The organism is Providencia sp. UF-183, from assembly GCF_058246155.1.
In genome coordinates, this window is sequence record NZ_JBSICD010000021.1 from 17,783 (window position 1) to 44,275 (window position 26,493).

22 protein-coding genes are annotated in these 26,493 nt (G+C 39.3%); 16 read left to right on the forward strand and 6 right to left on the reverse strand.

Features of this window, described 5'->3' with window-relative positions:
* The first annotated feature begins 43 nt into the window (after positions 1-43).
* Together AC4IFT_RS17475 and AC4IFT_RS17480 are read left to right on the forward strand one after the other, a co-directional pair.
* The gene (locus tag AC4IFT_RS17475; protein ID WP_369511339.1) at positions 44-634 is read left to right on the forward strand and encodes a hypothetical protein; all 591 of its coding nucleotides are present in this window, start codon (positions 44-46) and stop codon (positions 632-634) included.
* A gap of 174 nt (positions 635-808) precedes the next feature.
* Positions 809-2,278, forward strand: coding sequence for a tetratricopeptide repeat protein (locus tag AC4IFT_RS17480; RefSeq protein WP_490735930.1), 1,470 nt, complete (start codon positions 809-811; stop codon positions 2,276-2,278).
* Positions 2,279-2,339: 61 nt separating this feature from the next.
* On the opposite strand, the gene lysC is transcribed toward AC4IFT_RS17480, so the two are convergent.
* The gene (gene lysC / locus AC4IFT_RS17485) at positions 2,340-3,716 is read right to left on the reverse strand and encodes a lysine-sensitive aspartokinase 3 (protein WP_490735932.1); all 1,377 of its coding nucleotides are present in this window, start codon (positions 3,714-3,716) and stop codon (positions 2,340-2,342) included.
* Between the two features lie 396 nt (positions 3,717-4,112).
* Between lysC and pgi the strand changes: the two genes are divergently transcribed.
* From pgi to ubiA, 3 genes are all read left to right on the forward strand, one after another.
* Positions 4,113-5,759, forward strand: coding sequence for a glucose-6-phosphate isomerase (pgi, locus tag AC4IFT_RS17490; RefSeq protein WP_490752076.1), 1,647 nt, complete (start codon positions 4,113-4,115; stop codon positions 5,757-5,759).
* A 308-nt stretch (positions 5,760-6,067) separates the two neighbouring features.
* Positions 6,068-6,571, forward strand: coding sequence for a chorismate lyase (ubiC, locus tag AC4IFT_RS17495; protein ID WP_490752078.1), 504 nt, complete (start codon positions 6,068-6,070; stop codon positions 6,569-6,571).
* 149 nt (positions 6,572-6,720) lie between these two features.
* Positions 6,721-7,575, forward strand: a complete 855-nt coding sequence (gene ubiA, locus AC4IFT_RS17500; RefSeq protein WP_490752080.1) for a 4-hydroxybenzoate octaprenyltransferase — start codon at positions 6,721-6,723, stop codon at positions 7,573-7,575.
* 87 nt (positions 7,576-7,662) lie between these two features.
* On the opposite strand, the gene plsB is transcribed toward ubiA, so the two are convergent.
* Positions 7,663-10,164, reverse strand: coding sequence for a glycerol-3-phosphate 1-O-acyltransferase PlsB (plsB, locus tag AC4IFT_RS17505; protein ID WP_490752082.1), 2,502 nt, complete (start codon positions 10,162-10,164; stop codon positions 7,663-7,665).
* A gap of 126 nt (positions 10,165-10,290) precedes the next feature.
* Here plsB and AC4IFT_RS17510 point away from each other — a divergent pair, with 126 nt between their 5' ends.
* Positions 10,291-10,665, forward strand: a complete 375-nt coding sequence (locus AC4IFT_RS17510) for a diacylglycerol kinase (RefSeq protein WP_490735942.1) — start codon at positions 10,291-10,293, stop codon at positions 10,663-10,665.
* Positions 10,666-10,801: 136 nt separating this feature from the next.
* Entirely contained in the window at positions 10,802-11,419 is a 618-nt protein-coding gene (gene lexA, locus AC4IFT_RS17515; RefSeq protein WP_490735944.1) for a transcriptional repressor LexA, read from the forward strand.
* Between the two features lie 185 nt (positions 11,420-11,604).
* Here lexA and zur read toward each other — a convergent pair whose 3' ends face one another.
* On the reverse strand, positions 11,605-12,120 hold the full coding sequence (gene zur, locus AC4IFT_RS17520; RefSeq protein ID WP_490735946.1) for a zinc uptake transcriptional repressor Zur: 516 nt from the start codon (positions 12,118-12,120) through the stop codon (positions 11,605-11,607).
* Positions 12,121-13,221: 1,101 nt separating this feature from the next.
* Here zur and AC4IFT_RS17525 point away from each other — a divergent pair.
* From AC4IFT_RS17525 to AC4IFT_RS17565, 9 genes are all read left to right on the forward strand, one after another.
* Entirely contained in the window at positions 13,222-13,773 is a 552-nt protein-coding gene (locus AC4IFT_RS17525) for a fimbrial protein (protein WP_490735948.1), read from the forward strand.
* A gap of 77 nt (positions 13,774-13,850) precedes the next feature.
* A complete protein-coding gene (locus AC4IFT_RS17530; RefSeq protein ID WP_490752084.1) occupies positions 13,851-14,591 on the forward strand; it encodes a fimbrial biogenesis chaperone in 741 nt (246 codons plus the stop codon).
* Positions 14,566-15,138, forward strand: a complete 573-nt coding sequence (locus tag AC4IFT_RS17535; RefSeq protein ID WP_490752085.1) for a fimbrial protein — start codon at positions 14,566-14,568, stop codon at positions 15,136-15,138. The genes AC4IFT_RS17530 and AC4IFT_RS17535 overlap by 26 nt, the downstream gene beginning before the upstream one ends.
* Before the next feature lie 15 nt (positions 15,139-15,153).
* On the forward strand, positions 15,154-15,717 hold the full coding sequence (locus AC4IFT_RS17540) for a fimbrial protein (RefSeq protein ID WP_490752087.1): 564 nt from the start codon (positions 15,154-15,156) through the stop codon (positions 15,715-15,717).
* Between the two features lie 10 nt (positions 15,718-15,727).
* Positions 15,728-16,447, forward strand: coding sequence for a fimbrial biogenesis chaperone (locus AC4IFT_RS17545; RefSeq protein WP_490752089.1), 720 nt, complete (start codon positions 15,728-15,730; stop codon positions 16,445-16,447).
* A gap of 114 nt (positions 16,448-16,561) precedes the next feature.
* Positions 16,562-19,117: a fimbria/pilus outer membrane usher protein gene (locus AC4IFT_RS17550; RefSeq protein WP_490752091.1), complete on the forward strand. Its 2,556-nt coding sequence runs from the start codon at positions 16,562-16,564 to the stop codon at positions 19,115-19,117.
* An 82-nt stretch (positions 19,118-19,199) separates the two neighbouring features.
* Positions 19,200-20,432 (forward strand): hypothetical protein, encoded by a 1,233-nt coding sequence (locus AC4IFT_RS17555; RefSeq protein WP_490752093.1) that lies wholly within the window; start codon positions 19,200-19,202, stop codon positions 20,430-20,432.
* Between the two features lie 38 nt (positions 20,433-20,470).
* Positions 20,471-21,247: a fimbrial biogenesis chaperone gene (locus tag AC4IFT_RS17560; protein WP_490752095.1), complete on the forward strand. Its 777-nt coding sequence runs from the start codon at positions 20,471-20,473 to the stop codon at positions 21,245-21,247.
* An 83-nt stretch (positions 21,248-21,330) separates the two neighbouring features.
* Positions 21,331-22,386, forward strand: a complete 1,056-nt coding sequence (locus AC4IFT_RS17565) for an isoaspartyl peptidase/L-asparaginase family protein (protein WP_490752097.1) — start codon at positions 21,331-21,333, stop codon at positions 22,384-22,386.
* Positions 22,387-22,490: 104 nt separating this feature from the next.
* Here the strand turns inward: AC4IFT_RS17565 and AC4IFT_RS17570 are convergent, their stop codons facing one another.
* The 3 genes from AC4IFT_RS17570 to AC4IFT_RS17580 form a co-directional block, all read right to left on the reverse strand.
* Positions 22,491-22,967: a FidL-like protein gene (locus AC4IFT_RS17570; RefSeq protein WP_490735963.1), complete on the reverse strand. Its 477-nt coding sequence runs from the start codon at positions 22,965-22,967 to the stop codon at positions 22,491-22,493.
* A complete protein-coding gene (locus AC4IFT_RS17575) occupies positions 22,968-23,933 on the reverse strand; it encodes a winged helix-turn-helix domain-containing protein (protein WP_490752099.1) in 966 nt (321 codons plus the stop codon). It abuts the gene before it with no gap.
* 441 nt (positions 23,934-24,374) lie between these two features.
* A complete protein-coding gene (locus AC4IFT_RS17580) occupies positions 24,375-26,372 on the reverse strand; it encodes a TonB-dependent receptor plug domain-containing protein (RefSeq protein WP_490735967.1) in 1,998 nt (665 codons plus the stop codon).
* Positions 26,373-26,493: the final 121 nt, after the last annotated feature.

Sequence of the window (26,493 nt, forward strand, 5' to 3'; positions counted from 1 at the left end):
GCGTTCGGCACCATCTTATGGGTAAAGACATTAAAGGGGTCCAATGATGAGCTATGAATTTATTATTGAAAATGAACTGCCGCAATCGGTGGCATTTCCTTATCAGATCCAAAACAGTGCGGCGCCTGACACTTTTCTTATGAGCGAAGATGCGGTCAGTGCCATGATGAGTATTTTACAAATCATGGATAAACTCGATACCGATGAGTCCCTTGATGAGCACTGTTTTAACCAAATCTGGTTAAAAAGCGAGTTAACACCCGCCCGTGCAGAAGAAATTTATTTGTTTCTAGAAGAGCGTCTAGCCGTCGAGCCAGTACCTTCGCAAGAAGAAATTGCTGCATTTCATCAAGCGCAAGTAGATGAAAACAAACTACTATCGCAAGAAAGTAGCAAAGAAGGCATGATCCCTGTCCATAAGTTTTCCACTAATGATGGTTGGTTGGTCACGACCAAAGAGTGTGAGTGGATAGCAGAGGTTTTTGCTCCCGAGTTGGTGAGTGAAAACCACTTTGTGGTATCGCAAATTTCAGAATTGTGCAAAATTAGCCATCAAAAGCTGGAACATTTACTGATTGAATGGGGTAAGTTCAACTTATTCGCCAGCAAACATGGTGGTTACCGCGTTAATTAAGCCTTTAATTGTTTAATCTCGGATTTAGGTGATGGTCGTTCAGCAAGACATGAACATCACCTAAATTTTTCGCCGAAATTCCTTTCTAATCGCGTTTTTTCAGCTTGTATCCCTTATGGATTTCCTATTGGAATGTTATGTTAATGATATAACGCCAATGAATGGGTAATGGTGATGAAATTACGGTATTTATTTCTAGCAGTCTGTTTGAGTGCAGCATCTGTGGCTCAAGCCACTTCTGAAGCGCCTTCCACCAAAAATAAGCCAGCTGAAACGACGGGGCAGACTAACGATGTCGTGCTTCCAGATGATTTTAAAGCAAAATTAAAATCAGCCAAGGAAGGGGATGTTGATGCGATGGTGGATGTCGGGCTGGCCTATATGGAAGGGACCGGTTTTTTACAGGTTAATGATAAAGAGGCTTATCGTTGGTTTAAAAAGGTCTCTGATTTAGATAATACTGATGGGGATTATTACCTCGGTATGTTGTTACAAAACCAAGAGGAATATAAACAAGCGGAGCGTTGGTATCGCCGTGGTGCAGAAAAAGGTGATGCGTATTGCCAATATGCGTTGGGCTATTTTTATGAACACGGACTCGGCGTCACACAAAACTTTAAGAAAGCCAAAGTGTGGTATTCCGAAGCCGCAGAGCAAGAACATGCCAATGCACAATTTGCCATGGGGCTTTTTTACCATGACGGCCTTGGTGGGAACGTGGATTATGAAAAAGCTCGTGAATGGTATGAGCGAAGTGCTGTCAACAATATTGCCGCCGCAGTCAACAACCTTGCTGTGATGTATGAAAATGGCGAAGGTGTTGAAAAAGATGACGAAACCGCTATTTATTTATATCGCCAAGCGGCCAATATGGGCTCTGCGATTGCGCAAAATAATATGGGTGATTTTTACCATCAAGGCCATCTACTTATCGAAAAAAATGGCTACCAAGCAATGTACTGGTATAAACGAGCAGCGCAGCAAAATAATGTCGATGCGCAACTGGCTATCGCAAATGCCTATGAGTCAGGCGATGGTGTAGGGAAAGATTTAGCGGAGGCATTTGTTTGGTACGAGCGTGCTGCGCAAAATGAGTCGCTGGATGCGGGTATGAAAGTGGCTGAATTTTATGAAAAAGGGTTAGGCGGTATTGCGAAAAATCCAGCTAAAGCCATCGAACTCTATAAAGCATTAGCCAAGGATGAGGCTAATGATGCGCAAATTAAATTGGCGAAGATGTATGTTGCTGGTGAATTAAATGATGTGGATATCAAGGATATCGTCAATTGGTTGCAGCTGGCGGAAGATGATAGCCTTGACGCGAAAAACCAATTAGCGATTTTCTATTTAACAGGGACTGGCGTTGCACAGAATTCACAAAAAGCACGCCAGCTTCTAGAAAAAGTCGCGTTTAAGAAAAATAGTGATGCACAAAATAACTTAGCGGTGATGTACGCTCGCGGTGAAGGTGGGGAGAAAAATATTTTCCGCTCCGTGATGTGGTTTGAGCGAGCCGCAGAACTCGGGAATGAAACGGCAAAACGTAATTTGGCACTTTTGCAGAATAATAAAGAGGTTAAAGCCTCGATGCTGCGTTATACCGATAACATCAGTCAGTCGATGGAAAATGCGAAAAAGCGTTAAATGCTCAATGAAAAGGCGATCATGAAGATCGCCTTTTATTTTTGGGAATGGGAGGTGTGAATTATTCGAACAAATTACTGTGTAATGTCCGAACGATATCTTCCGCATCATTACCCGGAACCAGTAGGCAGATATTGTGACTGCTAGCACCGTAGCTGATCATGCGAATATTGAAAGACTCTAATGCCCCGAAAATTTGTTTTCCAAGGCCATTCACTTGCGATAACTCGTTACCGATAATTGCCACTAACGCTAAGTTCTCTTCAACTTCGACGCGGCATAACGCAGACAGCTCAGTCATCAATGCGTTGGTTAATAAGCTACCATTGGTGCCTGTCGATCCTGTCGTATCAAGTGTGAGCGCAACACTGACTTCTGAGGTGGTAATTAAGTCTACAGAAATATTGTGGCGTAATAAAATGGTAAAAATTTCAGCCAAGAAACCACGTGCATGCAGCATTTTCAGGCTGTGTAGCGTTAATAACGTTTGTTTGCGACGCAATGCTAATGCTCTGAATTGCGGTGGGTTAGTGGTTTTGTCACTAACAATGGTTCCACCGGCTTCTGGGTCTTTACTCGAGCCTACAAACACGGGAATACCGGCACGTACCGCGGGAAGCAAGGTGGCTGGGTGCAGAATTTTAGCCCCAAAAGTTGCCATTTCCGCCGCTTCATCAAAGGCGATTTCATCGATACGCTGTGCGTTTGGCACAACGCGCGGGTCAGTGCTGTAGATACCAGGAACATCTGTCCAAATATCCACTCGGGATAAATTCAGTACCTCAGCTAATAGCGCTGCCGTATAGTCACTGCCACCGCGGCCCAGTGTGGTTGTACGGCCTTTTTCATCGCGGCCAATAAAGCCTTGTGTAATCACGACTGACTCAGCTAAGCGAGGGTGTAAATGTTGCTCGGCAAGGGCTTTTAACTGATCGAGATCAGGCTCTGCACGGCCAAAGCTGTCATTGGTTCTCATCACTTTACGCACATCAAACCATTGTGAGTTGGCACTGCGCTGGCGTAAAACTTCGACAAAAAGCAGTGTCGACATTAATTCCCCATGACTGACCATTTCATCAGTCAATGCATCAGAAGTGGCGAGAGAGGCGGAATCCGCTAAATGGGCAATATTATCCAGTAAGCGATTGATCTCTTCACGAATAACGTCAGCGGTCTGTAGGTTATCAATAATCGCATATTGAATATCTTTAACCTTTTGTAGCAGCTCATTGCGTTTATCAGCGTCACAACCCTCAGCCAATTCAATCAGTAAGTTAGTAATGCCTGCGGAGGCGGAAAGAACCACAACGCGCACGTTGGGGTTGGAAAGAACAATGTTTGCACTGTTGTTCATTGCCTCAAAGTTCGCGACACTGGTGCCACCAAATTTTGCAATAACAAACTGATTGTTGTCTGACGAAGACGCTACGATATTCATGGTGTCAATCCCTTTGGTTAAACCTAAACTTTATATAGATTTATCGGGTAAATAGAAGCGCGTCAATCAAGAATCGAAGCAAATCAGTAATTCTAATGATGGGGGATTTATTATCGGTTTTCTCAATATACTCGTCATCCTTCGAGCTGCATGGGTGTTGACTGCGTTCAGATAGCCGAATCAACGACTTTTATCGATTTATCGGTCTATCTGCACCCGTCGCCATTTTTCAGTTAAATGGCATTGAAAGTGCGTATTTCAATAAAAGGGATAATTAAGTCTGGAAAAGTGCGGCAGAATTGGGGAATATCAATATAACGCAGAAAACCGATAAGTCCTGTTTCCTTGACGGGTTACAATCTATTTCTATTAAAAATTGTTTGGAGAGTGTTATCCATGAGAAGTATTAATCCAAGCCAAACGGCTGCATGGCGCGCGCTAGAGCAACATTTTGCACAAATGAAAGATGTGCATATGCGTGATTTGTTCGAGCAAGATAAAGACCGCTTTACTAAATTTTCGGCAACGTTCGATGGTCAAATCTTAGTGGATTTCTCCAAAAACAGAATAACGCAAGAAACCTTAGACAATTTATTGGCACTGGCAAAAGAAACTGAGCTAGAAAATGCCATTAGTAGTATGTTCAACGGTGAGAAAATTAACCGTACGGAAGACCGTGCGGTGCTGCACACGGCATTACGTAATCGCGATAATACGCCTGTTTATGTGGATGGCAAAGATGTCATGCCAGACGTCAATGCGGTGCTAGAAAAAATGAAACAGTTTAGCCAACGCATTATCAGCGGTGAGTGGAAAGGCTTTACGGGTAAGGCGATTACTGATGTGGTGAATATCGGGATTGGCGGTTCTGACCTTGGCCCATTCATGGTGACTGAAGCATTACGCCCTTATAAAAACCACCTGAATATGCATTTTGTTTCTAACGTGGATGGCACTCAAATTGCAGAAACGTTGAAAAAACTGAATCCAGAAACCACATTGTTCCTGATTGCGTCCAAAACATTCACCACGCAAGAGACCATGACCAACGCACATTCAGCCCGTGATTGGTTCTTAGCATCCGCAAAAGATGAAAGCCAAGTGGCTAAGCACTTTGTGGCGTTGTCCACCAATGGTGAAGAAGTCGCTAAGTTTGGTATTGATACCAACAATATGTTTGAGTTCTGGGATTGGGTTGGTGGTCGCTATTCATTATGGTCAGCGATTGGTTTATCTATCATTTTATCTGTTGGTTTTGATAATTTCATTCAATTATTGAACGGCGCTCATGCAATGGATAAGCATTTCACCCAAACACCACTGGAGAAAAACATCCCAGTATTGTTAGGGTTGATTGGCATTTGGTACAACAATTTTTTTGAATCGGAAACTGAAGCGATTCTGCCATACGATCAATACATGCACCGCTTTGCGGCATACTTCCAACAAGGCAATATGGAATCTAACGGTAAGTACATTGGCCGTGATGGAAAAGCCGTTTCTTACCAAACAGGCCCAATTATTTGGGGTGAGCCTGGGACAAACGGGCAACATGCGTTTTATCAATTAATCCACCAAGGGACAAAAATGATCCCTTGTGACTTTATTGCGCCAGCCGTCACACATAACCCGCTGGGTGATCACCACGAGAAACTGCTTTCGAACTTTTTTGCGCAAACAGAAGCGTTAGCATTTGGGAAAACGCGTGAAGTAGTGGACGCTGAATTTGCAGCACAAGGTAAATCCGTGGCGGATATGGAATATGTTGCGCCGTATAAAGTGTTTGAAGGTAACCGCCCAACTAACTCGATTTTACTCAAAGAAATCACGCCATATTCATTAGGTGCATTAATCGCGATGTATGAGCACAAAATCTTTACCCAAGGGGCGATTTTGAACATCTTCACGTTTGACCAGTGGGGCGTAGAATTAGGCAAACAGTTAGCGAGCCGCATCCTGCCTGAATTAGAAAACAGTGAAAAAGTCAGCAGCCATGACAGCTCAACCAATGGTTTGATTAACAGCTATAAAGCCTGGCGTTAATTATCCATTGAAATAACGTCGAAAATTAAGCGGGAAGTCGTGTAAGCAACTTCCCGTTTTCTTTTCATTAAAATCATAAAATTGGTTTGATATAAGCCTAATTGTTAATATATTAATGAATTTTATTATTGTTCACAACTTGTTATTAATTGGAAAATTTTTCACTGTTTTTTTACAATTTGTGTTGAATTTGTGACTTTTTATATAAATTGTTAGCTAACTTTAACCTTGTAGCAAAACAACGTGATATCCTATTTGGCAAGAAATATAGAAATCATAACCATGTTATTCATGGTGGAATTTACGTAATGGATGAAACGCTATTTACCTCGCAGCCAATCGAATGGATTGCGCAGGATGATGAAAGAGTTCCCGCTAACACACTCGATTGGTTACTCGAACTTGGCTCCATGACAAAACGTTTTGAACAACACAGCCAGCAAGTTACCGTCATACCGTATTTAGAACGCTATGTGTCGCAAGCATTGCTAAGTGCGGAAGAAGTACAAAATTTACCAGTAAGTCACCGTTATTGGGTACGCGAAGTGGTTATGTACGGGGATGGTATTCCATGGTTGCTAGGCCGGACGGTCATTCCTGAAGAAACATTGACTGATGATGACCAACAATTGGTGGATATTGGTCGCATGCCCTTGGGACGCTATTTATTTAGTCGAGATAATCTAACGCGTGACTATATCCATATTGGTTGTTGCGCAGAACGTTGGGTTCGCCGCTCTCGATTAAGGTTATCTGATAAGCCATTGTTGTTAACCGAAATATTTTTACCTGAATCACCTGCATATCGTTAACTGTCCAAGTTATTTCAAACTGTAGATTTTGGCAAAACGCGATACAAACATACAAAAATCCGCGATTTACCATACTGAGTAGTGTGAACACCTACCTATTTTGAAGTATGATGGAATGAGAAAAGGAGCACGACAAAGTGGAGGGAAGTATGACGCTGAGTAAATGGCATGCATACAGCCGTTTAATGCGTATTGATAGACCCATTGGTTCACTGTTGTTACTGTGGCCGACGTATTGGGCACTATGGATAGCCGCTCAAAGCACGCCAAATTTACATATTTTGATCGTGTTTACTGCGGGGGTATTCTTTATGCGTGCCGCGGGTTGCGTGATCAATGATTTTGCTGATCGCCATTTTGATGGTCATGTAGAGCGAACTAAGCATCGCCCATTACCCAGTGGTGATGTCACTGAAAAAGAAGCAAAAATTTTATTTGTTAGTCTAGTCGGTGTGTCTTTCTTGTTAGTATTAACACTGAATTCAATGACGATTTGGTTATCCATTGCGGGGCTTGCCTTAGCGTGGATTTATCCTTTTGTTAAAAGGGTCAGCCACTTACCTCAGGTTGTACTGGGTGCGGCGTTTGGTTGGTCGATACCGATGTCCTTCTCGGCAGTCGGTGAATCGCTACCGTTGGTATGTTGGGTTTTATTCATCGTGAATATCATTTGGTCTGTCATTTACGATACACAGTATGCGATGGTTGACCGAGACGATGACTTAAAAATTGGCGTGAAATCAACGGCGATTTTATTTGGCCAGTATGACAAACTGATTATTGGATTACTGCAATTGCTGATGGTTGGCTTGCTGGTGGCCGTGGGTTTATTGGCAGGTTTAGGAATAATTTATTATCTTTCACTGGCGCTGGTTGCGGGGTTATTTGTTTATCAGCAACAGTTGATGGTGAATCGCGAACGTGCCCCTTGCTTTAAGGCTTTCATGAATAATAACTTCGTTGGCTTGATTTTGTTTATTGGCATCATGGTGAGTTATTTTTAACGTGTGAATTGATGTTCAATGGCCCAACAAAAAAGGTAATGTTTTTCAACATTACCTTTTTGCTTTTTATTGGCTTACAAAACCGGATTAGTCTTTTTCTGGCTCTGTGGTTTGAGCTGATTCATCAGGTATTGCGACTTTTTTCTCTTCTGAAAGCTCATCGCTTTGGCTAACACTTTCAATGGTTAAACGAATTTCTGGTGACATTAACCGCGCAAGAACCGCATACAGTTTTTGGGCGTTAGTGGTGAAGATATCGTTTTCATTGTTATCGATATAGCCTTCTTCCCTAAGTGTATCAACAAGCGTTGAAAATACCGCTTTATCAAAGAACTCAGGGGCGTTAATGCCGTGCAGTACAGAAAGGCGCTGCGCAAGGATGCGGCTTTCTTTTTCCAACGTATTACGGCTGATTTCAGGGCTGGCATTAAGTAATGACAGCGTGATAGCGTAGCGTTGTAGTGTTTCACGGACTCCAGCAGCTAAGAGCTGTAATGGACGAATACGGCGCGGGTTCAGTACCACCATTTCGTCGTCTCTTAAGCAGATAAGCTTCTGATTATTCAGCTCATCAATCAGAGTATCAACCGTTTCACGTAACTGTTCGTCGTTATAACGCATAAACAGTTCAGCTTTTAAGAACGGATAGATTTGGCTGACTTGTTGGTGAATATCTTGGCGACTGATGCGCTCATGGTGCAATACAATACTGGTAATTAATGACGGCAATACCAGTAAGTGATGGATATTGTTACGGTAGTAGGTCATTAAAACGGCATTTTCACGAGGAAGAATAATAATATCCCCCATGCTGTCTTTTTCTACTTCGAATTTATCCATTTGCAAAGCATGTTCGAGCAGCTGTTCCGCGGTTTTATTTGGCGTTGTTGCATCAGCCGTGTATGGCGCATTGCGCAATAATTGCAGATAGCATTCCACTTGCTCAATGAGCTGCTCACGGGTTAATGAACGCTGACGTGAAGCTAGCAAAGCGGTGGCACACAAGTTGATGGCATTAGCAGCAGCAGCGTTATTGATATTCACCATGATGTTATCTGCTAACGAGCTGACCGTTGGGTTTAACCAAGACGGACGTTGTGGCTCAATGGGGTCAATCGAATCACGCCAATCAGGTACACGCTGATTAAGATAATGAGAAAGAGAAATTGGCTGACCAAAGTTCACATACCCTTGACCTAAGTTACGCAGTTTGCGCAAGCCGCGGATCATTGAAAATAAGCCTTCTTTCTCTTTTTCTGCACCACGCAGCTCTTTTGCATAGGTACCCACTTCCATCACGTGTTCGTAGCCAATATAAATAGGCACGATAGTGATAGGGCGTGAGTCACCGCGAAGCATGGCTTGCAATGTCATCGACAGCGTTCCGGTTTTTGGCTGCAATAAACGGCCTGTTCGGGAACGTCCACCTTCAACGAAATACTCAATAGAATAGCCGCGAGCAAACAGCTCGCTTAAGTATTCACGGAAAACCGTGGAATAGAGTTTATTTCCTTTAAAGGTTCGGCGGATAAAGAATGCGCCAAGACGGCGGAAAATCGGGCCGGCAGGCCAGAAGTTTAAGTTGATCCCAGCGGCGATGTGCGGGGGAACTAAGCCTTGATGGTAAAGGACATAGGAAAGCAGTAAGTAGTCCATGTGGCTTCGGTGGGAAGGCACATACACAATTTCATGACCATCTTGCGCTAATTGGCGAACACGCTCAGCATGTTGCACGTTAATGCCTTGATAGAGGCGATTCCATGTCCAGCTCAGTACGCGGTCTGTTAAACGCACGGCTTCATAGGAGAAATTAGCGGCAATTTCTTCCATCATATTCACCGCATTTTGCTGCGCTTTCTTCAATGGAATTTTTTTACTGCGTGCTTCGTCTTCGACGGCTTTTTCAATCGCTTTTGATGTCAAAAGCTTATTGAACAGTTCATAGCGTGCTGGCAGTTTCGGGCCGACCGCCGCAAGGCGTTGGCGCGAATAGTGAATACGGGCGACACGTGCTAATTTATTGGCAATAATGGTGTCTGTGCCGTGGTCCTGTGCCATTTTCCCAATCGAAACAGGTGGCGATAGGCGAACAAAACTATCGCGACCTAACCATAGGATAGCGAAGAATTTTTGCACCCCATTTAATAGCTTGAGTGGGGGAGCAGGGGTATGCCCTTCACGACCAGGGGATCGCCCAAACATGACCGATGCAGGTAGCATTTGAATATCCAGATTTGGATTATTTTTGTGCAAATCTAAATATGCATGGAATGTTTTGACGGAATCTTTACGCGGATCCGGTGAATAATAGCGAAATACGCGCGGGCCATCATCGATAAACACATAGGCAGGAAGCTTGGTGCCATTGATGTCGTTATCAACCAAAGGGTCAGGCAAACCGATAGCCAAGCATTGATGCCGTAGCGTTAGGAGGTCGGACTTAGAATGATAAGGCAATACATACAGCGTTGGCCTGTTAGTATCAAGCTGCAATTCTGTAATTGGGTCCGATGGAATTAGTTTACTTTTTACCAATAATTTAAGTGGTAAATTCAACGTGTTGTAATATATTTTACGCCATAGTGACATAAATGATTATAGCCTCTTGTTAACAATGCTGCGCAATCATACCAGAAATCCACTGGCAGATCTGTTACTGACAATTCACTTTGACCGTAAAAATCGATTATTGTTTGTATTTTTTAAGGAATAAATATGGCAAGTCAAACTAAGGGCTTTACCCGTGTGATTAAAGCAGCGGGATACTCCCTTAAAGGGCTAAAAGCAGCGTGGGTAAATGAAGCGGCATTTCGTCAGGAATCTGTGGCTGCGGTGATTGCGATTATTATCGCCTTTTGCTTAGATATCAGCTATGTGGATAGAATATTGTTGATAAGCTCCGTCGTGCTGGTGGCTATCGTCGAGCTACTCAATAGTGCAATAGAAGCCGTTGTTGACCGTATTGGTAGTGAATATCATGAACTTTCAGGGCGCGCTAAAGATATTGGCTCTGCCGCTGTGTTTGTCAGTATTGGCTTAGCACTGTTTATTTGGGCATTGGTATTATGGCAACGTTATTTTGCGGGATAGCGACGAAAAGCCATTGAAATTTGGGAAAAGAAAGTAAATCGATAACAAATACTAAATTCAGTGATTTAACTGTTTCAAATCTTCATTTACCTGTATATACTCACAGTCTGACTGTATAAACAAACAGGGGAACGGGATGAAAGCACTGACGGCTCGACAACAGCAGGTTTACGATCTGGTGCGTGACCACATTTCGCAAACAGGTATGCCTCCTACACGTGCTGAAATAGCAGCAAGCCTTGGTTTTCGTTCGCCTAATGCGGCAGAAGAACATTTAAAAGCCTTGGCACGCAAGGGTGTAATTGAAATTGTTTCTGGGGCATCACGGGGTATCCGCCTACTTCTTGAAGAAGAACCTGATGATCAAGGGCTACCTTTGATTGGGCGTGTTGCCGCTGGCGAACCTTTATTAGCACAAGAACATATTGAAAGTCACTACCAAGTTGATCCAGAACTCTTCAAACCTCACGCAGATTTTCTCTTACGTGTGAATGGTATGTCGATGAAAGATATCGGTATTATGGATGGTGATTTATTAGCAGTACATAAAACACAAAATGCACATAATGGCCAAGTTATTGTGGCGCGTATTGATGATGAAGTTACAGTTAAACGTTTTAAACAGCAAGGTAACCGTGTCGAATTAATCGCCGAAAATCCAGAGTTTGCTCCGATTATTGTCGATTTACGTGAACAAAGCTTCACTATTGAAGGCTTGGCTGTTGGTGTGATCCGTAATAGCGATTGGTATTGATTCTTAGATTATCAGGTAGGTAGCGGTGTGCTGCTTGTTTGATTTTTCCATGATTGCTGGCAGATTTCAAATTGATGTATAGAGATCTGCCTGCTTTACTTCCTTTCTTTTATATCCTTTCTTTATATTACTTTTCGTATTCTTTTCTTATATAAGTAACATCATGGATTCTACAACATCATTCATTACTTTCTCTTGGTAATGACAGGGTGTTCATGGTCATGGCCACAATGCGCGTGATCTTGGCAGCTATCAATTTCATCACAGTTTTTACATAGACCATGGTTCTCAACCACAGTATGGCGTAAACGGAATTGGTTGGTTTCTGCCAAACTAATGATGGCTGCTTCTATTGTCGCACAATCACTTTCAGTTACGCTCCCGCAATTATCGCAAATCAACATCACTGAAATATGGCTGGGATTATCAAAGTGATGGCAAACGACGTAGCTGTTGGTTGACTCTATTTTATGAATAAAGCCTTGTTCCATTAAAAACTCTAACCCGCGGTAAACGGTTGGGGGCTTTGCTTGCGGTTCAACTTCGCGTAGCAAGTCTAATAAATCATAAGCACTGATTGCGCCATGTTGTTGCGCGATAAGGCGTAACACAGTTTCTCTTTGTGGAGTCAATCTAACGCCTCTTGATTGGCAAATGCGCTCTGCCATCACAAGTATTTTCTCTTCACTCATTTTTTTCATTTTACTGACCCCAGCTTCGAAAAACGCAAAAATTTACTGCTCATAAGTTTATCATATTTTTGGTATTGAAAGCGCATAGGCTTTCAGGGGACAGAAAATAACTAAGTAAATATGTTATCTATATAATTTTTATTTAAAAGTAAACATAAGCAAACGATTATCTGAAAATGGACTTGGTTGAAACGAGTACAGCAGATGAATTACATAAATTTAACTGAAACAAAAATGATTATTTGCTTTAACAAAACAAATACAAAGTATGCGTTTTTTGTTTGTTATTTAACGTAAATTTCAATTAAGACTTATCTTATGAGGATTGTTCAGTATGAGATAATAATCTGGTTTTAAGCTAACTCGATGGGGGTAATGTAACCCTTATTCATTCGGTTGGATTAATATATATAAAATTTGCAATTTTTCGATATTAAATAAAATGACGCTCATTTACACAACCTTTTACAACTTGAAATAATTATAAGTAGCTGGGTTTCAATTTATATAAATTAACCTAAGTAACGCTCTCAAACATATCATAAAGCCTATAATAACGAATTTAAATCTATATTAATTTTTAATTATAGATTTATTGCCTATTGTTGCGTCTCCAGATGCGTTATTTTGACAATAAATATTGTTGTCTTAGAATTGTTCTCAGAAAGCAGGAGAGCGTTTGAAAACTTAGCCAAGTATTTTTGCTTGTTTGAAATAGGAATGGTTGAGTCAGAAATGAGTAACTAAATGCTATGTGGTTTATATATTGACCTGTGATTTTAGCATAGGAAGTAATAAGAATTAATCGAACTCTCTAATGTTTTAAATTTTTGTCCATCTTTACTATTTCTATATTGATTCTGGTCTCTCAAATTTGGCGATATAGAAATAGCTCTTTTTTAAAGCCAGTTCTACTGACTTGGTTTTAACAAAGGGGATTAAAAGGATTTTTAATGCTCTTAATGTTGGCTTGAATAAAGTTAACAGCAACTTCGCCAAGCTCATAAAAATGACTTTAGCACTGTAAATGGATGTTGTGAGTTTGGCTTTTAATAAAAAAATGTGTCTTTCACTACTTACATGACGACATAAATACAGAGGTATTTACATATGTTATTCAACAAAAAATTAGCAGTTTTAGCAGTATTAGCAGGTTCTATGGTCGCTGGTTCTGCATTAGCAGCAGACGGTAAAAAAGGTGCAGAAGTTACTTTTAAAGCACAATTACGTGCTGCATCTTGTGACGTTACCTCTACTACTAAAGGCTCTGTAATTGACTGGGGTGTATTCACAGTTGACCAAACTACAGGCAAAAAAGTCAACGATATGTTAGGTGATGCGAAAGATTTTAGCTTGGTTCTGACTAACTGTTCTAAAGATGGTTCAGACACAACTATGAACGTTTACGCACAAGGTCAAGAAGCAACTGGTTTCCCTGAGTTATTTGCTAACAAAGATGCTAAATCTTTAGCAGTTAAACTGGAATCAGGTGCTGTTAAACTTCTGCCTAACCAAGATGCAGAAGTAACTTTAGCTGAAGCAGTTAAAAAAGACGGTGGTGCATCTATCCCTGTTAAAGCTTCTTTATTGTTAACTAAAGCTGATGGCGTTGCTCCAGACATCTTAAGTGTTCCAGTAACATTTACTGTTTCTTATAACTAATTTCAATTAGTTAATTTGAATAGAAGAGGCTTTATTCATAAAGCCTCTTAATATCTTGCTTATGTGTGGATGAGATAATGCAAACAATAGAATATAAGAACATTTTTTTTAATAAATTAATAAGTGCGAAGTGGTATTTTTTAATTCTACTGTTTTTATTAACTTCAAATGTAGCTTATTCTGCTGGAGTAGGGCTAAATGCTACGCGTATAGTTTTCTTGCAAGGTAGTGAAAGTACTTCCGTTGGTGCTAGAAATAATACAGATATTAATTATCTGGCTAAATTTATTGTATCTAAATCACCTGAAGGTTTAAAAGGGGATGCACCATTTACGGTTTCTCCGCCATTAGTTAAAATTGATAGTGGTAAATCTCAGGACATTCGGATTTATTCTCAAACTAATAATCTACCAAAAGATAGAGAATCTGTATTTTATTTTAATGCAGTGATGATCCCAGCAACTAATGGCCCATTAGAAAGCACAGCCCTTAATATTGGTTATAATAACGTCATAAAATTATTTTACCGTCCATCTAAATTACCGTTATCACCTAAAGAGGCTCATGAAAGGTTGAGAGTGGAATCAAATTCGACTGGAATAACTGTTATTAATGATTCTCCTTATTATATTTCATTAAGTAATCTAAGTGTTAATGGCGTTAAGATTGATATGAGCATGAAAAAACGCAATACCATGATTGCACCATATGACTCATTTAATTATATAGCACCAGTAAATGGACGTAAGGGACTTGCTAAGTGGGTGGTAATTAATGATTTAGGGGGCGATGATGTATACACTGGACAAGTTAAATAATAAAAATAAACTGTTTTTTTTTCTTGCAGCTATCAATCTATTTATCTTTTCGAATAATGCAAGAGCAGTAGAATTAGAAATTATTGGTAATGTTATTAAAGGAACTTGCGAAGTTTCTGTGGATAACATGGAAGTGAAATTCAGTTCGCCAATATTTATTCCAGATGTTAAGTCTGATATTAATGATAAAACGTTTGTTAAACCATTTTCCTTAAAATATAAATGTGCTGAGTTTGATCTCTCTACTGGAACTGCTCCTTATACTATGGAGATCGCAGCGAGCTCAGGTACATCAGTAGATCAGAGTAATAAGATTTACCCAACAATAAATAACACAAAAGCAGCTTTTGTCTTAAGGAAATGTGATGACAATAAAGCGAATTGTAATATTGTTGATATTAATGGTGAGGGGCGTATTCCCTTTCAGGTTACTGCAAATAGTGACTTAGAAAGCCATTTTGAAGTGAGTATTGTTCAGCTAGGAACAAATCAAGCGATGCCTGGGGAATTAGTTGCTGCTGTTGATATTACGCTGCTTCAACCATAATAAAAGGAATATACAGTGAAATATAATAAGATATTAATTGGTTTTGCGGTTTCTTTATTAAGCTGTATATCGATTAGTAGTCAAGCTGTAACTAATGGTGCTCATGAGTTTACTTTTAATTTAACAGTGCCTAAAAATACTTGTGATGTGAAAGTGGAAGGCACGTCTAATAATGTCGTTGATTTCGGTAATATACCGATTAGTAAATTTAAAAGTGATGTACCAGACGGTGAAGTGAAACTTCCATTTTCAGTAACATTATCAAACTGTAAAACAAATAATTATGATGGGGTTTACCTTACCTTAACGGGTAATTATATAGCAGATAATGATGGTTACTTAGATGAAGATACTAAAACTTTTGCGGTAAGAATATCAAAAAAAGATAATGCCAAGCAAAGTGATACTGATTTTTTTACAGAAACTAATAATAAATTGATCCCGAAAATAACTGGAACTCCAGTAACTGAAACGTTTTATGCTTATGTCATGTGCAAAACTGGAAAAAGTGAGTGTGCGGATGATGTGAATGTTGGTGGTTTTAAATCAACATTAACGTTAACTCTAATTGCGGATTAAGAGAAATATCATGTTATCTCGTTTGCTAGCTATTTTGATTACTTGTTTCTGCATAGTATCTGTGCACGCTGATGGTATTTCTTTAAATCAAAGCCGTGTGATTTATTCACAGAAAGATAAAGGTCAAATAGTACAGGTTCGTAACGATACAGATTCTCCAATTCTTGTTCAAACATCTATTCTACAAGAAATTGAAGGGAATTCAGTAAGTAATTTTATTGTTACGCCACCGCTTTTCAAAGTTGAGAATAGAAGTGAGTTTTCAACACGTATTGTAGCTAACGATGTAACTAAATTGCCAAATGATAGAGAATCAATCTTTTACTTTAAGGCAAGAGCAATTCCTTCATCCAAAAAAGATGAAAAAGATAAACCAAGCTTAGTTTTTGTAACTGCATTTATTATTAAATTGATTTATCGACCGGAATCGATAAAAGAACCAAGTAATAAAGATTATGAAAATATAAGTTTGGCTAAGCATGCGGGTAAATGGCAGTTTGAGAACAAAACGCCATATTATATAACCGTGGTGGGTTTAAGTATTGATGGTAAAGTGAAAAAAGAGTCTCTGTTACTAAAACCATTCAGTAATCATATTCTTAATGAAAGTATTAATAATATATCAGATGTCAGTTGGTATTATTTAAATGATTTTGGTGTGATGACAGAGAAGCAAGTTATAAATACAGGGAAGGAAGTAGTGAAAACCCCTAAGCCTAAAGTTGAGTGAATATAGGGTTTTAGCTAAGGTTTAGATACGTTAATAAAATCAAATCTAAATATATCTCCTTTAATTAAGTTAGTTAATTATCAACTAATATAAAGATAAATAAAGGCTATGGAAATGGACAACAAATTTTTTAAAATCAGCTTACTATCTTCATTGATATGCCTATCTCTATATTCTTATGGTGATGACTATTTTGATCCAAGCATGTTAGAAAGCCAATTAGGTGTAGATCCTAATCAATTAGACCTTTCGCAGTTTAGCCGTTCAAATAGCATTCCATCTGGGGAATATCGTGTAGAACTTGAGGTAAACACGAATAACCTTGGAGATAAGTCTCTATCTTTTGCACCTAATGCGAGTGGGGACGTCGTGCTTGTTATTACCCCTGCTTTGCTTGAAGAGTGGGGTGTAAATGTCAAAGCTATCCCAAATTTAAATACATTAGAACCAAATACTAAGATCTTAAATATCGGTGACTTTATTAAAGATGCTTCCGTTATCACAGATATGTCTAAATTAAAAGTTCGTGTTGAGATCCCTCAGATAGCGATGTTACATAAAGCTCAGGGCTATATTAACCCTGAATTATTAGATAACGGCGTTTCTGCGCTATTTTTGAACTATTTTGTTAGCGGAAGCCAAACCCGAAATGATAATGATTATATAGGCAAGACGAGATCGAATAATGTCTTTGCAACGATAGCCAGTGGTTTAAATATAGGGCCTTGGCGTTTACGTTCTAATATGTCTTATTCTCATACAGGGGGAGATGGCGGGTCGTCATCGACAACGAATTTTACTAATACCTATGTTATGAGAGCGCTGCACTCTATTCGCTCTACGCTAATGGTCGGTGAGATTAATACAGGAAATGAAGTTTTTGATAGTGTGCCCATGAAAGGGGCTAAATTAGCTTCAGATGAAGAAATGTTACCTGGTGGTCAGCGTGGTTTTGCTCCTGAAATCAATGGAATAGCGCAGTCTAATGCAAAGGTTACTGTTAGGCAGAACGGCTATATTGTTTACCAAACTTATGTTTCTCCAGGGGCATTTAGTCTGAAAGACGTCTATGCGACAGGAAATGCGGGTGACTTAGATATTACAGTCACAGAAGAGAATGGTACCGAAAAAACGTTTACCATCGCTTACTCTTCCTTACCCGTGATGGTACGTCCAGGCGGGTATCGCTATGAAACAAGTGTAGGCCGCTATAACGGTGGTTACACCGTTAGCTCTAAAGAATCTGATTTCTTTTTAGGCTCTTTCATCTATGGTTTGCCAACCAATAGTACGCTATATGGTGGACTATTAATGGCGAAAGATTATTTTTCTGTTGCCGCAGGACTTGGTGTTTCATTAGGAACGTTTGGGGCATTATCTGCAGATATTACTCACTCTACAGCGGATATGGGTGGAGAGCTTGGGGATAAAGCTGGGCAATCCTATCGTCTTCGCTACTCGAAAAGTATGACCTCAACAGGGACTTCTGTTGACTTAACCGCTCTAAGGTATTCTAGCCGTTCTTATTTTAGCTTTGCAGATTTTAATAACTATGACAGACGCTTAAAGGATGATGTTGCTCCTTGGTTGAACCAGCGTCAGCGGGCGAGTTTTACAACGTCCATTACTCAGTCTTTAGGTAAGTATGGCAGTGTTTTCTTGTCGGGCAGTATTTCAGACTATTGGGAAATTGACCGTGAAGTTCGCCAAGTTGCCGTCGGTTATAACGGGAATATTGATAAAATTAACTATTCTATTCGCTATAGCATCGACCGAGTTAAAGATAAGACATCTTGGCCTGAAAATAGGCAGATATCTATCAATGTCAGTGTGCCATTTAGTATTTTTTCTAACCACGAAATGGCACAGAACATGAGCAGTATGTACACGTTTACACAAGATCAAAACAATCGTGTATCTAACCAATTATCTGTTAATGGTACATTCCTTGATAATAAAGTCTCTTATGGGGTTTCTCAGGGATATGAAAATAAAGGCATTGGGAATAGTGGTTCTTTGAGTGCAGGCTACTCTGGCTCTAAAGGGGATATTTCTGGGAGCTATAATTATACCAAAAACTCGAACAATATTAACGGAAGTTTCAGTGGTGGCGTGTTAGCGCATTCTGGAGGAATTCTGCTTGGTAGGCCGATGGGAAGTAGTATGGCAATCATCGAAGCTGAGGGTGCAGCAGGAACAGAGGTTGGAAGTAAGGACATCGTCATTAATAATTCGGGTTACGCCTTATACCCTTATACCTCACCTTATAATGCAAATATTATTAATTTGGACGTCAACACATTACCAAATGATGTGATGTTAAAAGAAACCAGCAAGACGGTTTATCCTTCTGCGGGGTCGATTGTTAAAGTTAAATTTGATACTAAGTTAGGTCTTCAAGCCATCATTAATCTACAAACGCCATCAGGTTCTCCTGTTCCATTTGGTGCAGTCGCAACGTTAATTTCAGCGAATGAGACTGAGGCAAATACGGGGATTGTGGGAGACAACAATCAAGTATTTATGAGTGGGTTACCCGCGAGCGGTAAACTAAACATTAGCTGGGGTAATAATAATAGTCAGCGTTGTACGGCGACGTTTTCTGGTTTAGATGCAATTAAAGTAAACACATCTCAGCCAGTGCGTACGATATCAGCAATGTGCCAGTGATACATACCATTACAATGTGTTCATTATTATTGAGTTAACATTTTTATGTTAAGACACCTCTAATGAGCAAGCCTTTTTACAGATGGAAAAAGATATTATGGGTAAGAATAATCTTAGAAAAACATTGAAGTTAAGTACGGTCATATTTTTAGCCGGGCTATTTGCAAGTTACTCTCAGGGCATGAATATTGTTTTAGAAGGCCTATTAGATTTAGATGAACCCAAGGCACCAGGCGACCCCTATCTTATTGAAGCTAGGTTGACGGGAAGAACGACGATTACAGCCCAGACTGTATATGGCAACTTAAGTGAAAGTTGGGATCCAGCGTGGGCTCTGGTCGGGTTTAGTGATGCGACAGGGTCATACTGTAAAAAAGCAGACTCGGGTTTTGTGGTACCAATACCTAATACCACAAATAAGTATGGCTTTGAACTTCAATTTTATACACCTGATGGGAAGTTATCGAAAGATATGGAAGCATGGGTTATCCCTGCGCTTAACTATCAGGTTAATTTTATTGGTGAGGATGCCGCCTTTAAGAATTGGACTGGTCTAAAGCGTACTTATAATGGTAAGTTTTTTTCTCCGAATCCTGATTTGACTGATGGGATTAGCCCTGCATGGAATATTTGTATGCACCCATATGGAGCGATGGAAAGATCTAGCTATCCAATTCTACAGAAGCAGATCAATTTTAGCATTCAAGATAAAATTGAGTTATATACGAATAGTACGATTAGACCTGGAAACTTTAGATTAGTTAAAAATGTTTCTGTAATGACAATGGGACCAAGACGTAGTCCATTAGATGCGTATGCTTACGAAAATGTAGCGTTTACGACAAACATCAAAATCGTTAGGATTTGTAAAATTAAAAACGTGACTAAATCAACGTTTGATATTGTTATGGGGCGAACTGACCAAGAAATTCTCCAAACGAGTTTCCAATATACTTGCACTGCGGATAACAAGCCGATTTATATCTCTGGTATTGCTCGAGAAGGTAGGGCAGATAAGACGAATCCTCGAAAACTATTATTTAATAATCTTGATGGCTCAGAGCCAGCGGACAACAGATCACCTTGGTTATTAGCCCTCCCATATAAAGATGGTGATGATTCTACAATATCTTGTGCTGATCAAACTAACACGCGGTTAATGAAGTTTAATAATGATGATATTGAAGTTGGTAAAAATTCAATCTCTAACCAAACTGAAAAATTAAATATTAAATGGGCTGTTTGTTCGAATAATAATGTTGTTCCGGGCAAATACCGTGCGCGTGTAGAGGTTGCTGTTTATACTAAAGTTTAACTACAATTTTGTATTGGTGAAATACTAAAAGGTTAACGATGAAATATTGGAAAGCTATTGTAGGGGGCGGGTTAACATTATTTCTATTATTAGGAGCAATGCCCTCTTGGTCTGTCGATTTTGATAGTAAAAGCTCTGATACGATTGTTTTTCCATATGAAAGAAAAACATTTATTGAAGGCGAGAAAAGTGTTTCTTTTCGTTTGCGAAATGCAACAACGAAGACGCCTTTTCTCATGCAGGCGAGTGTAGAAAAGCTTGATGAAACAACCGGTGTAAATACATTAGAAAAAGAAGGTAGTTTTCCTTTTATGGTCACCCCTCCTCTTCATAAGTTGGAGCCTGGCCAACGTTATCACTGGCGGGTACTTTTTATCGGGGACGCTAAAACGATGCCAAGTGATAGAGAAACTGTGTATGTTGCTAAATTTCGGGTTATTCCACCTTCAACACCAGTAACTGCTGACGATAAAGATGATCCGGAATTTGATGCTATCCAAGTCTTGCACTTTAAACTTTATTATCGTCCTAAAAGTATTGAAAAATACAGTTTTGATGATGCCGCAAAAAAGTTGGTTTTTAAGACCGTAGGTAATGAATTAGTTGTTATGAATAACTCGCCAATATACCTTGCATTTGATCGTGTGAATGTTGGTGGCGTTGAGCTAGAGAGTAATGAATTGTTTAAGCCACTTAAACCATTCAGTGAACAGCGGTTTAAAATCAACGGCAAAATTAAAGGTGATAAAGTTAAATGGGCGATTTTAAATGACTTAGTATTACCAATGGAAGAACAAGAAAGCACTTTGCAATAAATTAAGTGTTAAAAGAATAATCGGTTTTAAGCATATTTATACTAAGACCAGTATAACAACACGTACCTAATATATGGTTAATAATGAATAGTTTAGTGAGTGGAATACAATCATTAAAACATCAGACTAATGTTTTTTTATTATTAGCTATTATTTTTGTGTTCCCATCAGCGGCGCAGCAGAATAATTTCCGCCTCGTTATCCACGGTGGGGCGGGGGATATTACCTCAAAGCTGGTGTCACCGGAAATACAAAAAGAACACGAAGCCAAATTAACGGAAGCTTTGCAAGCTGGCTATGACATATTATCCAAAGGTGGGGATAGCTTGGATGCCGTGCAAGCTGCGGTAATTATTATGGAAGACTCCCCACTTTATAATGCAGGGAAAGGTTCATCGCTCACGGTGGATAATAAAGTTGAGTTGGATGCTTCAATTATGGATGGGCGTGACCATAAAGCAGGTGCAGTTGCTGGGGTCTCTAAGATTAAAAACCCCATTATGGCAGCTTACAAGGTGATGACGAAAAGCCCTTATGTCTTGATGGGGGGCGTTGGAGCTGAACAGTTTGCGGCAGCTGAAGGGTTAGATATTGTCGACCCATCTTATTTTATTATTGAATCACGTATTGAGCAGTTAAAAAGAGTTAAAGAAATTAGTCATAAAATTGACCAAGAAAAAGGTATTGATGCTGCGTTATTTCAAGACCCACTGATGTATGACTATAAATATGGCACAGTGGGGGCGGTGGCTGTTGATATTCGGGGTAATTTAGCCGCAGCAACATCGACCGGTGGAAGTACGAATAAACACTATGGCCGTATTGGCGACTCGCCTATTGTGGGGGCGGGAACATATGCAGATAACAACACAATTGCTATTTCAACAACTGGTTTAGGTGAAGTTTTTATTCGCGCGGTGGCAGCTTATGACGTGGCGGCTCAAATAAAGTATCGCGATACTCCATTAGCGGAAGCTGCTATGAATACGCTGAATTCAGTAAAGGATATGGGGGGAAGTGGCGGTATTATTGCCGTGGATAACAAAGGTAATTTTGTTATGCAATTTAATACTAAAGGCATGTTCCGTGGAACGATTGGTTCTGATGGGATCCCTCAAGTAGCCATGTTTGGGCCATGATTTAATTTTCCTATCCTAGTCTATTTATTTTATGCCTTTCGGCTTTATTAAAAATGATTTCCCATGTTGACGGTTTTGCCTACTGATTAGTAGGCTTTTTTTTATCATTGCATATTGCAAGTAAACGAGGAATAGGCTTCATCTTTTAAAATATAAACGTTATCTTCCATTCTAGTAATGTTCACATAATATTTTATTTTATCTTGTTCTAACTGAATAAAATTGGAAAATATATCAGGTGGGGTATTATCTGATGAAGTGATAGAAAGAGAGGTAAAGTTTATGGAAAAGTTACCTTTATAGTCAACTTGTTGATAATCAAAGTAGACGGCTCTGTCTAATCGGTAAGTTAGTTCATGGCTGTTAATATAACCATACATATTCATTCTACCATTACTGTCTTCTGCAAGTTGAATGGTCACTTTAGATTTTAAGTTTAGCCCATCTTGTGTTCCATTATCTTTAATCCATACAATTTCAGAATGGCAAATTTTTATATTCTCTTTATCTTTTTTTACAACATACGATGTAATAGCGGCTGAGGTTACTAAAATTAACGAGATAACAATATATTTTTTCATTTAAATTCTCTGATCGTTAATTGATACACAATCATATTTATTATTTATTTCCTTACAGATGCTGATAGCCACATTTTTATCAAATGAATAAGTTTTATTTAAATCAGATAACAGGATGACTCTTTTGGGTTCAGCACAAGAAATGTTATATTTTTCTAGCTTGGTATTAATAAATTCAATATTTTCATCTGAGGTTTTTCCTATCATATCAATAGGTGTTTGTATAACACAGTTGTCTCGAGTACTAACGGTAAGGTAATTACTAGTATCAATTTTTTTAGTGGAAAAGTCATACACTAATAAATAAACCAAGTAACAAGCCGCTAGCGTTGAAACCGCTAACAGTATTAACTTTATTTTTTTGTTACCAATGTTTTTACTTTTTTGTTTTAGTGCTTTGTTTTCTATCGTTATTAGGTCATTTATCGGAATGTTTTCTTCATGACTTTCATTGAGAACAGTTAAAGGAGGCTCTAAAACTAATATATTTGGCTCATTAATAAAATCTGATGTTACTGATACTTCTGTTTTTTTTGTAAGACTTTCGACATAATCAAGTTTGTTATGGTGATAAGGTATTTCCTCATCATAGTGATTATCTTGATTAATAATTTCTTTTTTATAAAAAGAAACGGGGGCATCAAGGCGAAAGCCTTTCTTTGGAACTGTGACAATTAAGTGAGGGTCTATCCCTATTAGCTCAAGTTTTTTCCTTATTTCGCTAATATAGGTATTTAAATTATTATTTGAACCCACAAGTCCGTGCTCTTCCCAAACATTAGTAAGAAGTTCATCACGGGTTGCAATGCCTTTTTTTAGGTTTAACGATATGATTTCACTAAATAACCTAGCTGCTGGTTTAGATAATTCGACATTTTGACTGCGATCAAGTTTTAAGTAAATTAAACTTGTTTTGTGTTCGAAAATATATTTTTCATCAATCGTATAGTCATGTAACTCATTCATAAAATTCCGTTTGCTCTCTCTAATTAAATGGAAATAGCAAAGCTACAAAAAATTGCAGCTAAATTAACTTAAATTAATTTTAGATAAAACTTACTTTTATTATTGTTATAGTCTAATTAGGGAATCAATTAACTGCAAGTATTGTGAGATGAGCAATTTTACTACTAATTAGCAAAATTATTGATTTGAGCGCGTTGTTGTTATTTAAATCTGTATTTTTTTTAATTTTGATTTTTAATTTCGCTTTTAAATCTTTTTTGTTGTTAAAAAAAGATAAAAAACTATAAAGTTGTCAATAATAGGAATTATCTTACCTGTTGGGATAATTCCTAGGTATATACACATAGATTTGGTTTTTAATTAATAATTAACGTCAGTGTTTTATGGATGTGATAATAAATATTAGGCAAAGAATTAAATCTCTGCCTAATATATTATGGGCTAGTATTTATATTCAATACCTAACCAATAGTTACGGCCTTCTTCAATATAGCCATTTGTATACTCATAGGATTTATCAAATAGGTTATTTACTGAAGTATTGACGGAAACACCTTGGCCTAAGTCATAATCTAAACGCAGGTCAGTTTTGGCAAATCCACGTACTTTACTGTCATCATCCACATAGTTAAATGCCCAACTTCTAGCTTCTTCAGTCACCGTGATACTAAACGGCTCATAAGGGGTGAATTTCACCCAAGCAAAGGCTTTATGGGTTGGCAGCTCAGTAACGTGTTTGACGCTGTAGTGTTTAGGGTCGGCATGGATATAACCGTAGCTTAAACCAACTTCCATCCAATCAGTTACTTCACCCGTGGTTCCTAAATCTAAGCCAAAATAATCAACTTTTCCGCTATTGCGGTTCTCAAGGATATTGCCGCCATTTTTATTAACACCTACGCGGTGTGCCATGATGGCATCAGTAACGTGGTTATAATATACGCTGGAGGTATATGACCATTTCGGGTTGATATGCCCTTTATAGGTTAAGTCATAGGTTAGGGCGCGTTCTGCATCGATATGCGGGTTAATGACGAAGGTATCGTCACTTTTCATTTTTTCTTTGGTATAGCGTTCTTTTTGTGTTGGGAAACGGCTTCTTTCAGAAATAGAGAATTGTACTGTATCTTCGTTTGCTAAGTGATAACGTGCCATGGCTTCCCAGTTGAAGGCATGTTGGTTATTACCATCGTATTTTTCGAAATTTTCTTTATTATAATCATAACGCTTACCATCAGCGCTTTTACGCCAGTCATAACCAATGCTGCCGATAATATCTAAGTTATCTGTAGCGACCCATTGATATTCGGTTGCAATGGAATAGGTATTGTCTTTATAGCGGTCGAAAGGTACATCTTTTCTTGCGCGAGCACGGTGAACGTCTTCTTTCCAGTGTGCGGCGAATGACAGCATATCGAGTTCACGTACGGTGAAATCAACGCGCATGTCAGCACCGTTGCTGTAGTCATCGTAACGGCTGTAGTTATAGATACCTTTTTCGTAATCTTTGACCGATTTGTATTGGTGCAAGGTATTTTTAAAGGTGTCGTGATAGAAACGGCTTTGTAAGGCTATGCCGTCAGTGACTTGGGTTGTCCCATTAAAATAGATACTTTCTTTATCGTAAGCGGGCCATTGCCAGTATTGCTGTTTTTTATTCGTGACACTCGGTGCGCTGTTCTTGTCACCATCTTGTTTAAGATAGGTCACAACATACTCATCGGCTTCACGTGGTGTCCAACCCACCTTGACCATCATCCGTTTGTCATCTGTTGCAGAGTTAGGGCGGCGTCCATTGCTTCCCGCTAATGGGTTGTCATTCTCAGATCCCGGGATCCCCATAAAACGCTGCTTATACTGACTACCACTGACTTGAATAAACCCTAAGTCATTGCGGCCACCCAAGCGAGCACTGATATTGTGGGCATTATCTGCACCGCGGGCAAAACCTTGGTTTAAGCTGATATTGGCTTCAAATGGTTTTTTCGGTGTTGCGGTGGTTAAGTTAATCGCACCACCCATCAAGTTTGGCCCTTGCAGTAACGAGGTATAACCCGTCGACAGCTCAACACTCGCCAACTCGCTAGTCATAAAGCGGCCTAAGTCTAACGTACCATCATAAGGCACATAGGTCGGAATACCATCAAAGAAGATAGGCACTTGGCGGCTATCAAAACCACGTACATTAACCTGTGTTTCGTTACGGTTACCTGATTTTTGAATAGAAACCCCAGGCATAGTACTCAGCGCCTGCGCTACGTTGGTTTTATTCAGTTGTTTCATTTGTTCTTCCGTGATGACATTGGCATCCGCCGCTAATGGCGTACTCCAAACAGACATCACGTCGGTGTTTTTTTCTGCTTTAGGGTCAGACGCGGCGTGCCCCTGTGCTGCGAATAAAGCCATCCCAACCAAATAGGTTATTTGTTTTATTTTCATTATGTCTTTCCAGTTTCATTAATTACGATATATTATTTTTTATATAACGATGTGCGTCATTAGCCATAAGTTAATGCAACCTACGGGGGTAGGCTGTTTTAGCGAATGGCTTTTTTAACGC

What these genes read in the sequence shown, in the direction of transcription:
- AC4IFT_RS17480 (WP_490735930.1), top strand. Translation starts at nt 809, where the DNA reads ATGAAATTACGGTATTTATTTCTAGCAGTCTGTTTGAGTGCAGCATCT.
- plsB (WP_490752082.1), bottom strand. Translation starts at nt 10,164, where the DNA reads ATGTCACTATGGCGTAAAATATATTACAACACGTTGAATTTACCACTT.
- AC4IFT_RS17580 (WP_490735967.1), bottom strand. Translation starts at nt 26,372, where the DNA reads ATGAAAATAAAACAAATAACCTATTTGGTTGGGATGGCTTTATTCGCA.
- lysC (WP_490735932.1), bottom strand. Translation starts at nt 3,716, where the DNA reads ATGAATATCGTAGCGTCTTCGTCAGACAACAATCAGTTTGTTATTGCA.
- AC4IFT_RS17535 (WP_490752085.1), top strand. Translation starts at nt 14,566, where the DNA reads ATGTATACACTGGACAAGTTAAATAATAAAAATAAACTGTTTTTTTTT.
- pgi (WP_490752076.1), top strand. Translation starts at nt 4,113, where the DNA reads ATGAGAAGTATTAATCCAAGCCAAACGGCTGCATGGCGCGCGCTAGAG.
- AC4IFT_RS17545 (WP_490752089.1), top strand. Translation starts at nt 15,728, where the DNA reads ATGTTATCTCGTTTGCTAGCTATTTTGATTACTTGTTTCTGCATAGTA.
- AC4IFT_RS17525 (WP_490735948.1), top strand. Translation starts at nt 13,222, where the DNA reads ATGTTATTCAACAAAAAATTAGCAGTTTTAGCAGTATTAGCAGGTTCT.
- AC4IFT_RS17530 (WP_490752084.1), top strand. Translation starts at nt 13,851, where the DNA reads ATGCAAACAATAGAATATAAGAACATTTTTTTTAATAAATTAATAAGT.
- AC4IFT_RS17550 (WP_490752091.1), top strand. Translation starts at nt 16,562, where the DNA reads ATGGACAACAAATTTTTTAAAATCAGCTTACTATCTTCATTGATATGC.
- zur (WP_490735946.1), bottom strand. Translation starts at nt 12,120, where the DNA reads ATGAAAAAAATGAGTGAAGAGAAAATACTTGTGATGGCAGAGCGCATT.
- AC4IFT_RS17575 (WP_490752099.1), bottom strand. Translation starts at nt 23,933, where the DNA reads ATGAATGAGTTACATGACTATACGATTGATGAAAAATATATTTTCGAA.
- AC4IFT_RS17475 (WP_369511339.1), top strand. Translation starts at nt 44, where the DNA reads ATGATGAGCTATGAATTTATTATTGAAAATGAACTGCCGCAATCGGTG.
- AC4IFT_RS17510 (WP_490735942.1), top strand. Translation starts at nt 10,291, where the DNA reads ATGGCAAGTCAAACTAAGGGCTTTACCCGTGTGATTAAAGCAGCGGGA.
- AC4IFT_RS17555 (WP_490752093.1), top strand. Translation starts at nt 19,200, where the DNA reads ATGGAAAAAGATATTATGGGTAAGAATAATCTTAGAAAAACATTGAAG.
- ubiA (WP_490752080.1), top strand. Translation starts at nt 6,721, where the DNA reads ATGACGCTGAGTAAATGGCATGCATACAGCCGTTTAATGCGTATTGAT.
- lexA (WP_490735944.1), top strand. Translation starts at nt 10,802, where the DNA reads ATGAAAGCACTGACGGCTCGACAACAGCAGGTTTACGATCTGGTGCGT.
- AC4IFT_RS17560 (WP_490752095.1), top strand. Translation starts at nt 20,471, where the DNA reads ATGAAATATTGGAAAGCTATTGTAGGGGGCGGGTTAACATTATTTCTA.
- ubiC (WP_490752078.1), top strand. Translation starts at nt 6,068, where the DNA reads ATGGATGAAACGCTATTTACCTCGCAGCCAATCGAATGGATTGCGCAG.
- AC4IFT_RS17570 (WP_490735963.1), bottom strand. Translation starts at nt 22,967, where the DNA reads ATGAAAAAATATATTGTTATCTCGTTAATTTTAGTAACCTCAGCCGCT.
- AC4IFT_RS17565 (WP_490752097.1), top strand. Translation starts at nt 21,331, where the DNA reads ATGAATAGTTTAGTGAGTGGAATACAATCATTAAAACATCAGACTAAT.